At 58.9% G+C, this 3,520-nt stretch carries 2 protein-coding genes and 1 pseudogene; all 3 read right to left on the bottom strand.

Features of this window, described 5'->3' with window-relative positions; translation table 11 throughout:
- On the bottom strand, positions 1-779 hold a 779-nt coding region (locus NW819_RS12210; protein ID WP_414413904.1), incomplete at its 3' end, for a type II secretion system protein J.
- Between the two features lie 50 nt (positions 780-829).
- Complete coding sequence (locus NW819_RS12205) at positions 830-1,582, bottom strand: prepilin-type N-terminal cleavage/methylation domain-containing protein (RefSeq protein ID WP_414413903.1); 753 nt, start codon at positions 1,580-1,582, stop codon at positions 830-832.
- Between the two features lie 63 nt (positions 1,583-1,645).
- A pseudogene (locus tag NW819_RS12200) lies at positions 1,646-3,520 on the bottom strand (type II secretion system protein); the annotation flags it as partial.

The following is a 3,520-nucleotide window of genomic DNA, read 5'->3' as shown; positions in this document are numbered from 1 at the left end:
GCAACCTGCGGACTTCCCTGTCGGCTGCTGAAGATGTTGGAGACCAGAGTTACAAGACGAGGGCCTGCTGAGCTGGTGGCAATGGGAGTTTGACCATCTGGATTGCGAGGCCAAGCCAGAAAGCCAGCCTGGAAAGGATCTGGATCCTCTCTGAAAAACGAGCTGCGCTGAGTGCATTCGTCATCAAAAGGTTGCAACTCAAACCTAGCAATGCGCGCATTGCCCTCCCAAGGGGTGTTGCCGTCTGGGTTACCGGCGTTGTTGTAGTTACGTCGCAAGTAGTACACAACCAAGGTATAGATGTTGCGGCGGTTGCGGATGTTGTCCCAGTCAGCTACAGAAATGTCTCTAGGTCTCTCCTTCAAAGTTGCTTGGCCCCTTCGGATATCCTGCAGAGTAGGGTTGCCTGCGTAGCACCTCTGCGGGATCGGATTCAGCTTCCAAAAGGCGACCACTGGAATGGCCCCATCGGGGCGGCGAATCCAGCCGGGGGTGTAAAGCCTTTGGATGAGATCTGGCGTTCCGTCTCCGTTGGGCTGTTCCGCATCGTTGTAGATGTAAAGCGCCTCTGCCAGATCCTGCTGGATATACTGCATGGCCTGGGTCAGCTCCGCCTGCACCTGGGTGCGCCCTGTCTCTTCCCGATCCACCCGCATGGTTTCAATGACGATCATGCCGGTGGCCAGCAGAAAGATCGAGGCTACCACCAGCGACACCAAAAGCTCGATGAGGGTAAACCCCGCACTCTGGTAAACCCTGTGGCGAAAAACCTTGAACATAGGAAAACACCACCTTTTTGTGAGCCTGCAGGAGGAGCTTACCCGTCGCTTCAAAGCGAGGTAGGGCTTGGGCTGGGCAGCGGGAAGGCATTGCAGTTGTTGGTCGGGATCCCACCCCTGGCTTGAACATCGGCCAAAATGGCCCGGCAAACATCCCCCAAATTGGCGGCCAGGTTGACTTCTACAATCGAGCTGGCCATGGGAAAGAGCCACACATCGGCATTGGCCAAGTTCTGATTGGCGGAGACCGTCTCAGTGCGCAGGCCAGGAAGAGCTTGCCGAGTGTTTGGGTTAAAGGAAAAGCGATGGTAGACCCTGACTCCCATCATAAAGCTGCAGGGAACCCCTGCAATGATGGTTCTGCTACGTCGGTCGATGCATTCCCCGCCCCTATCCCGAAAGGTTTGGATGACATAGACCTCGGGGTTTCGCCCCGGCACCTGAACTTCAGCCAAACGAATGGAGTAGTTGGGGCCGGGGTTGTCCATATCAGCAGGAGGCGGGGTATTGGCCAAGGGGCTTGCTCCAATCCTGGGCAGACGAGCCAACTGAGCCGGGTTCTGGAAAGCAGCTGGGTTGGCGGCCAGTTCCAGGTCAACCAGAGTGCGAATGCGATCTACCTCGGCTCGGGCCAGTTGATTGGCCACTTCTATCCGCTCGCTCATGGCCCGTCGATAGGCGATCAAGGTAAGGGCAGGAGCAAGGGCAGCCATGGCCAAAGCCACAATGACCACCGACGCCAAGACCTCAATGAGGGTAAAGCCCCCTGTTTCTTGTTGCCGCCAAAGCCGTCCTTTGCTCATCGATCCCTCCCTTAGCCCACTCTGCTCCTACCTCGAATCTACCCCTGGCTTGGGGAGTCGATATCAGTTGAACTCATTACAGCCTCCAATCCGAGCAGCCGCCTGCAGGGGCACATCTGGCTGAGCTTGCAGCCCGCAGCGCAGCCGCCGCACATACGGATCCTGAGGATCCAACTCCCGCAAGAACTCAGTGCGGGCATTGGAGGGGAATTGGAAGCGAGCCGACACCGCGCTGGGACGACGGGCAATTTGCAGGCCCACATCGTAGCCGAAGCGGCGATTGGGCGGGAAGTAGTAGTCGTAGCCGCGCGTGAGGGCCGAGCCCGTAACCAAGTTGGGCGGCTCAAAGCTCTGCTGCAGGAAGGGGCCGGTGGCATAGGTGCTGTAGTTGAGCTGGATCATCGAGCCGCTGAAGAAGAGGTTGGTATTTCTCCACAGCTCGTTGAGGCGCAGGAAGTTGTGCATGCCGCCGGCAGTTTGGTCTAGCCGCGAGGGCAGGGTGCCGCTGATGGCAATGGCATTCACCCGCGTTTCCCTGGCCGGCTGCAGCTGCCGGTTTTGGCTGCCATCGTCGTTGCGGCGGCGCTGGTTCACATCGGTTGAAGCCAGCTCTTGGAAGCGGGGAATGGGAATGGGTCGACGGGTCACCTCATCCAGGATTACCCCCAGCACCGGGTTTTCGCCGGCAAAGCCAGTGGGAGCCTTGTTCAGGTCCAGGGTGAACGGCTCCACATCCACCCAAGCAAAAGCGGCGGTGTCGCTGGGGAAATCGCTGTCGGTCATTGTGGAACCGTTGCGATCAATCTGGATTTGAACCCTCTTGGTGCCCGAGTCGGAGCCCACCCTGACGTAGAAGCACAGGCCATTGCGGATATCTTCGCTCCCCTTGGTGTCAATGTAGTAACCGCCAAGATAGTTGGAGCTTGGGGAGTAGTTCTGAGTGTCACCTTTGTTTACCCAAGCATAGGGGTTCAACGCCATCTGGGGCTGAACCAGCAGTTTATTGGGATTGGCAGGATCCTTCTCCGCAAACAGCGGATCCCGATCCAGTACAACATCCCAAGGCTCGTTGGAGTCGCGAACGCGGTTGTCGTTTTCGTCCCAGAAGTTCAGTTGGCCGTCTCCGTTCCAGTCTTTGATGCGCAACGTGCTGGGGCGGCTGTCACCGGTGTAGGCGGTGTACTTGAAGCGGTCGTTGAAGTTGGGGCGAAATACCCCCGGCACCCAGAAGCCGCCTTTGGAATCTGGGCCTTCCTCCTCCGAGGGGCAGCCCACCGTCAGATCTTCCCTAAGTAATTTGCGCCTCAGCGCTCGGGCCCAGAGGTCGGTTCCCTTTGTAAACGGGTCTTCTAGAGCCTCTCCCTTGATAGCCGGGCGGATGCCGGGCTCGCGGTTGGGTTGAGAAACGATCTCGGAGAGAACGCCACCTCTCACCAAGCCCTCGCGGGCAGCATAGGCCGGTTCGCCAAACATCCAATTGAAGGCCGCCTGCAGAGCCTCGGCAGGGTTGGGCCACTTGGGTGGCTTGGGCACCCCGGCTTTCACCTCCAGCACCGGCGAAAGCTGCGGCTGCAGGGCAATGGTTACGCCTTCAGCAGGAGCCGCGGCCACCGTATTCACGCTGATGGTCTCCGGCTCCGGATCGGCCTCGACTGCCTGAATGGGGCGCAGCTCCACCGTGTTGGGCTTGGCTGCCATCCACTCGCCCAAGGGGCTCTTGGAAGGAGTTTCTGGGGCAAAAGTGCTGGGCCCGCAGGGACGCCCTGGACAGGTCAAACTTTTTGTCCCCGTTGTGGTGGGCGAGCAGGTGGGGCTGCTGGTGTTGGCGATGAGGGTGCCCGTTCGGGTTTGGGTAAAGGTTTTGGTTGTGCCGCAGGCAATTTGGTCGATGACCTCATCGCAACTGGCCGGTGACCAAGGGCCCCAGTTGTAGTTGCA

Origin of the sequence: Synechococcus sp. R8-2 (genome assembly GCF_047461715.1) — a bacterium.
Classification (GTDB): domain Bacteria; phylum Cyanobacteriota; class Cyanobacteriia; order Thermostichales; family Thermostichaceae; genus Thermostichus.
The sequence above is the reverse complement of the archived record's forward strand: the minus strand, read 5'-3'. Positions and strand labels throughout refer to the sequence as shown.

What these genes read in the sequence shown, in the direction of transcription:
- NW819_RS12205 (WP_414413903.1), bottom strand. Translation starts at nt 1,582, where the DNA reads ATGAGCAAAGGACGGCTTTGGCGGCAACAAGAAACAGGGGGCTTTACC.